Below are 6,015 nucleotides of genomic sequence, written 5' to 3'. Positions count from 1 at the left end.
GTGACGTCTTCGCGTCCGCCGGCGGCCGGCGGGCCCGCCGCGCGACGCGGCGCCTGCGCCGCGCGCGGGCGGATGTTCTGCGTCTGGCCCGCGGCGAGATCGACGCGGTTCACGTTGCCGTCCTGCGATTCGGCAAAAACGATGTCCGGGTTCGTGGGATCCTGCGAGGTGTAGAACCCGTCACCGCCCCCGACGCGGAACCAGTCCGCGTTCGTGATGCCGTTCTGGCTTCGCGTCGCGCTCGGCCCGCACCAGCTGCCGTTGTCCTGGAGCCCGCCGCACACGTAGTACGGCTTCTGCATGTCGTAGCTGATGGCGTAGAACTGCCCGACCGCGATCGTGTTGATGAAGTCCCACGTCTCGCCCTGGTCGTAGCTGACGTCGATGCCGCCGTCGTTGCCGAGGATCAGCTGCTGCGGGTTCTTCGGGTTGATCCACAGCGCGTGGTGATCGCTGTGTGCGATGCCCTGGACCACCTTGAAGGTCTTGCCGCCGTCGACCGACTTGTGGAACGGCGCGCCCATCGTGTAGACGATGTCCGGATTGGTCGGATCGACGCGAATCTGGCTGTAGTACATCGGGCGGTTGTTGTTGTTGCTCACCACCCGCCAGCTCTTCCCGCCGTCGTCGGATCGCCACACCCCCGACTTCTTCGGATCGGGAGGCGGGGGCGGCTCGCCGGGCCGTTGCGGCGCGCCGCCGCCGCCGAAGCCGCCGAACCCCTGAGACGGCTGCGCGGGTTTCCCCTCGGCGGTGACGTTGCCGCCGGTGCCCGCGCTGGCCCCGACCTCGATCTGCGCGTAGACGATGTTCGGCCGCGAGCGCGACACCGCAAGGCCGATGCGGCCGAGGATGCCGCCGCCGTCGGGCAGGCCCTTGCCCGTCAGCTTCGTCCACGTGCGGCCGCCGGTGGTCGTCTTCCAGATCGCGCCGCCGGGGCCGCCGCCGTTGAACCCCCACGGCGTGCGGCGCCGCTGATAGGACGCCGCGTAGAGCGTCTCCGGCTCGCCCGAATCCATCACGACGTCAGTGAAGCCCGTGTCCGCGTCGATGAACTTGCTCTTCGTCCACGTCCTGCCGCCGTCGGTGGTCTTATACAGTCCCCGCTCCTCGTTCGGGCCGAAGAGATGCCCCACCGCGGCGACGTACACCACATCCGGGTTGCGCGGGTGCACGACGACGCGCGCGATCGACTGCGTGTCGGCGAGGCCGATGTGCGTGAACGCTTTGCCGGCGTTGATGGACTTGTACATGCCGTTGCCGAACGACGAGCTCTGCCGGTTGTTCGCCTCGCCGGTGCCGGCATACACGATGTTCGGGTTCGACGGCGCGATCGCGATGTCCCCAATCGACGAAACCGGGTGCGTATCGAAGATTGGCGTGAAGGTCGTGCCGTTGTTGACGGTTTTCCAGATGCCGCCGGTCGCGAATGCCACGTAGTAGATCGACGGGTTGCTCTCGACCGCCTCGATATCATCCACGCGGCCACCCATGGACGCGGGGCCGATAGACCGCCAGCGGAACGGCTTCAGAACCGGATCGTCGCTCTGATTGATGATGGCCGGAGACTCGGGCGCAGAGGGCTGCGCCGCTGCGGCCTGCGATTCTCGGCCGCGCGGTGCCGCCTGGGCGACCGCCTGCGCGGCGATGGCGCCAGTGCCAACGAGCAGCGACAACCCAGCGGCCAGTGCCATGTGACGCGGGTAGATAGTGAACATAGGAGGCGCATTAAATCACACGCCGCGGCAGGTGTGCACGGGGACGCCGCCGGGCCGGCGTGGTTTCAGGTGGTCGTCGGAGCCGCGTCGAGGACGTCGCGGACGGCGCTCGTCAACGTGAGCATGCTGAACGGCTTCTGCAGCAGGCGCACGCTGCCGTCCACGCCGCGGTTGGCAAGGAGGGACGGCGCGTACCCGGACATATACAGCACGCGCGTGTCCGGGCTGACCGCGAGCAGCGCCTTGGCCACGGCCCGCCCGTCCATGTCGGCCATCACGATGTCGGTCAGCAGCAGGTCGAAGCGCTCGCGTGCCGCGAGCGCGATGCCTTCGGCGCCGCTGGCGACCGAGACCACCCGGTATCCCGCGCGAACGAGGATCTGCTCGGCCAGCGCGCGGACGGGGTGATCGTCCTCGACGATCAGGATGCTCTCCGTCCCCTGTCCTGCCCGCTTCACGGGGGCGCCGGATGCAGGGGCACCGCTCCATTCCGGGAACTCGAGGATGAACGTGGCGCCCTGCCCCACGACGGTCTTGACGTCGATCGTCCCGCCCGACTGCTGCACCACGCCGTAGACGGTTGCGAGCCCGAGCCCCGTCCCGCGATCCCGATCCTTGGTGGTGAAAAACGGTTCGAAGATGTGCGGCAGCACGTCGGGCGCGATGCCGGTGCCGGTATCGGCAACCACGATGCGCACGCGCGGCCCGTCAACGCGCGAGGTCTGGATGGTGATCCGGCCGCCCCCCGGCATCGCGTCGCGCGAGTTGACGCACAGGTTCAGCAGAATCTGCTCGAGCTGACCGGGGTCGGCGAAGACGCACGCGGCGGGGCCGAGCGCGAGCTGCAGCTGCACGTCCTCGCCGATGATCCGCCGGAGCATCGTGGAGGTCTGCGTGATCAGCGCGTTGATCTCGACCGGTTCGGGCTGCAACACCTGCTTACGGCTGAAGGCGAGCAGCTGGCGAGTGAGCGACGCCGCGCGGCTGCCGGCGTTCTGCACCTGCGCGAGATCCGACCGGTGCGGATCGTCTTTCGCGAGTTCGGAGAGCACCAGCTCGGTATAGCCATTGATCGCCGTCAGCAGGTTGTTGAAGTCGTGCGCGACGCCGCCGGCCAGCTGCCCCACGGCCTCCAGCTTCTGCGCCTGCCGGAGCTGGTCCTCGAGCTGGTGGCGATCGGTGACATCGACGGTGACGCCGCGGACTCCCACCACGGTATCGCCGGCGAGCAGCGGCTCGATGGTCACGTCGAAGAACCGAACCGCGCCGTGGACGTCGAGCGCGGTTTCCTGCCGCGCCGGCACGCGCGACTGCACGACGTGACGTTTCAGCGCCCGCAGCGCCCGGCCGCTCTCGCCGAAGAGATCCTCGTCGGTCCGGCCGACGATCTCCTCCCGCGGGAAGTGCAGGGGGTTGTAAATCCACACGTAGCGGAGGTCCGCGTCCTGGATGTAGAGCGCCGCCGCCGACCCCGTGAGCGCGAGGCGCAGGCGCTCTTCGCTCTCGCGGAGGCGGCCGTCGGCGGCTTCCAGTTCGGCCGCGTGCCGCTGGAGCATCGCCTCGCGCTCGGCCGCGGCGCGATACTGGCGCCGGTAGAAGCGCGACTGCATCGAGAACACACCCACACCGCCGGTCGCCGCCGCGAGCGCCACCAGCGCGGCGAGGGCGGCAAACAGCAGCCCCGCGTGGTCGCGCGTGCCCGTCACCGCTTCGTCACGATCGATCTTCGAAATGATGGTCCACGGGGTGCCGGACACCTGGCGCACGGCCGCGATGACTTCGGCGCCCCGATAGTCGACGGCCGTGACCTCGCGGCGTTCGCCGCCTGTGAGGCGTCCGGCCGGCCGCAACGGGCTCGCGAGAGGCACGGTCAAGCGCAGCGCCGCGTCGCGCCGGTGCCGCGCGTCGTTGAGCACCACGAACTTGTCCCCCTCCTTGCGCAGGAGCAGCGTCTCGGCCGTGTCCGATTCCCCCGGCCAGGCGCCCACCGCCTGGTACAGAAAGGGGCGTGGGTCGATCTGGACAACGAGCACCGCGACCACGCCGGGTCCTTCGACATCGCGCACCGGGGCGGCGACATCCAGGTGAATCTCGCCGTCCGGCCCGCGCTCGATCTGCCCGAAGGTGGGCTGCGCGAGCGAGACGGCGCGCGCCACGAACGCCTGGCACTGGGCACCCGGCATCCAGAACCCATCGGCCAGGGGACCGCCGCCGTCCGGTCTCAGCAGCGTCGCGTGCAGGTATTCCTCGCTGCGGAACAGGACCGTCACGCGGCGACGGAGTCCGGCGACGTCCGCCGCGGTGTGCGGGCCGCGCAGTTGCGCAATCTGGCGGGCAAAAGCAGGGTCGAGCGTGAGGTACTCGGCGTCGCGCCGGCGCTCCTCGCGCCACCCCCGGATCTGACGGATCTTCATGTCGGCCACGGACGCCACGTAGCGCGTGGCGGCGGCCGTGTCCGCGTCCAGGGCGCGCCTGTACACGGTCCAGCCCAGCAGGGCGACCATTCCCCCAAAGAGGCAGATCAGGATGGCTGTGGCGAGCAGCGCCTTGCGCAGGGCAAACGCCCGTGGTTCCGGGGCGACGCTGGTCGAGAGATCTGGTTCCTGGCTCAACGGGATTCCGGCTGCTCTTTGCAACCCCAACGCCAGTGCGTCTCTTGCAGAAAAACGCGGCAGTTAGGGGCACCTTGCCGAATTGTCGGCGGCCACTCCACCTGACATTAATATTAGTGCATTATACTCATATTACTTGACATGTAATGACGCATTTCATATACTGCGCTCATCAAGGTTTTGAGGAGGTTCGTAGCCATGTTGACCCGTTGGAACCCGTTCGAAGAGCTGACCAGCCTTCACCGTGAAATGGATCGCCTGTTTTCCCGTGCGTGGGACACTCAGGGCGCGGCGAATCCGTCGGCCGCCTTCGCACCCGCCATCGAGGTCGCCTCTGAGAAGGACGGCTGGAACGTGCGCCTGGCGCTGCCGGGTGTGGATCCGAAGGACGTCCACATCGAGGTGGCCGGCAACACGTTGACGGTGCGGGGCGAGCGCCGCCGTGAGGACCACAAGAATGAGCCGTACATGAGCGAGATCACGTACGGCCGGTTCGAGCGCACGCTCACGCTGCCCGAATCCATCGATGGCGAGAAGGTGACGGCCGCCTATCGCAACGGGCTGCTCGAGCTCACGCTCCCGCTGCGGGAAAGCGTGAAGCCGCGGAAGATCGAAATCGCGGCGTAACGAGAAAGGGGGTCAGATCTAGAAATCTCACTTTTTTCGTGATCTGACCCTGCGGTGGGGGTCAGATCACGAAAAAAGTGAGATTTCTAGATCTGACCCCCTACACTCGCGGCAGCGTGACCTCGAGCTGCCTCAGGTACTTCCCCTGCTTGTCGGCGTACGACCGCTCGCAGACCTCGTCGCTCTCGAAGAACAGCACCTGGGCGATCCCTTCGTTCGCGTAGATCTTGGCCGGCAGCGGCGTCGTGTTTGAAATCTCGAGCGTCGCCGTCCCCTCCCATTCCGGCTCGAACGGCGTCACGTTCACGATGATGCCGCAGCGGGCGTAGGTGGACTTGCCGAGGCAGACCGTCAGCACGTTGCGCGGAATGCGGAAGTACTCGACCGTCCGAGCGAGCGCGAACGAGTTGGGCGGGACGATGCAGACCGGCGCCTTCACATCGACGAACGACCGGGGATCGAAGGCCTTCGGATCGATGACCGTGGTGTTGATGTTCGTGAACACCTTGAATTCGTCGGCCACGCGGATGTCGTACCCGTAGGAGGACACCCCGTAGGAGATGACCCCTTCGCGCACCTGCGACGCTTCGAAGGGCTGGATCATCTGGTGCTCGACGGCCATCCGCCGGATCCACTTGTCTGACTTGATCGCCATAAGTGCTCCTCCACGGCCTGCAGGCCGGCGGCTAGGTCAACTCGTAGCCGGCGAAGAAATAGCCGACCTCGAATGCGGCCGTCTCGGGAGCGTCCGAGCCGTGCGTGGCGTTGCGCTCGATCGATGTGCCGAATTCCTTGCGGAGCGTGCCTGCGTCGGCTTGTGCCGGATCGGTCGCGCCCATCAGCGTGCGCCACTTCTTGATCGCGTCGGCCGCCTCGAGCGCGAGCACGACCACCGGCCCGGATGACATGAAGTCGGTCAACCCGGCAAAAAAAGGGCGCTCGCGGTGCACCGCGTAGAACCCTTCAGCCTGCGTCCTCGTGAGGTGCAACCGCTTGATGGCACGGATCTGGAAGCCCGACTCCTCGATGCGCTGGATGATCCGCCCGGCGTGACGGGC

At 67.3% G+C, this 6,015-nt stretch carries 5 protein-coding genes; 1 reads left to right on the top strand and 4 read right to left on the bottom strand.

Annotated features, from left to right (window positions below):
- Positions 1–1,694: hypothetical protein (locus tag HYU53_17190; GenBank protein MBI2222925.1), on the bottom strand; the 1,694-nt coding region annotated here is incomplete at its 3' end.
- Between the two features lie 89 nt (positions 1,695–1,783).
- Complete coding sequence (locus HYU53_17185) at positions 1,784–4,330, bottom strand: response regulator (GenBank protein MBI2222924.1); 2,547 nt, start codon at positions 4,328–4,330, stop codon at positions 1,784–1,786.
- A 198-nt stretch (positions 4,331–4,528) separates the two neighbouring features.
- Between HYU53_17185 and HYU53_17180 the strand changes: the two genes are divergently transcribed.
- On the top strand, positions 4,529–4,957 hold the full coding sequence (locus HYU53_17180) for an Hsp20/alpha crystallin family protein (GenBank protein ID MBI2222923.1): 429 nt from the start codon (positions 4,529–4,531) through the stop codon (positions 4,955–4,957).
- A 100-nt stretch (positions 4,958–5,057) separates the two neighbouring features.
- Here the strand turns inward: HYU53_17180 and HYU53_17175 are convergent, their stop codons facing one another.
- A complete protein-coding gene (locus HYU53_17175) occupies positions 5,058–5,612 on the bottom strand; it encodes a dCTP deaminase (protein ID MBI2222922.1) in 555 nt (184 codons plus the stop codon).
- Between the two features lie 31 nt (positions 5,613–5,643).
- Positions 5,644–6,015: nucleoside-diphosphate kinase (gene ndk, locus HYU53_17170; protein ID MBI2222921.1), on the bottom strand; the 372-nt coding region annotated here is incomplete at its 5' end.

Source organism: Acidobacteriota bacterium (assembly GCA_016184105.1).
Classification (GTDB): domain Bacteria; phylum Acidobacteriota; class Vicinamibacteria; order Vicinamibacterales; family 2-12-FULL-66-21; genus JACPDI01.
This window is presented reverse-complemented; position numbering and strand designations above follow the sequence as displayed.

Coding starts and splice junctions, on each gene's coding strand:
- HYU53_17180 (MBI2222923.1), top strand. CDS start 4,529: ATGTTGACCCGTTGGAACCCGTTCGAAGAGCTGACCAGCCTTCACCGT.
- HYU53_17175 (MBI2222922.1), bottom strand. CDS start 5,612: ATGGCGATCAAGTCAGACAAGTGGATCCGGCGGATGGCCGTCGAGCAC.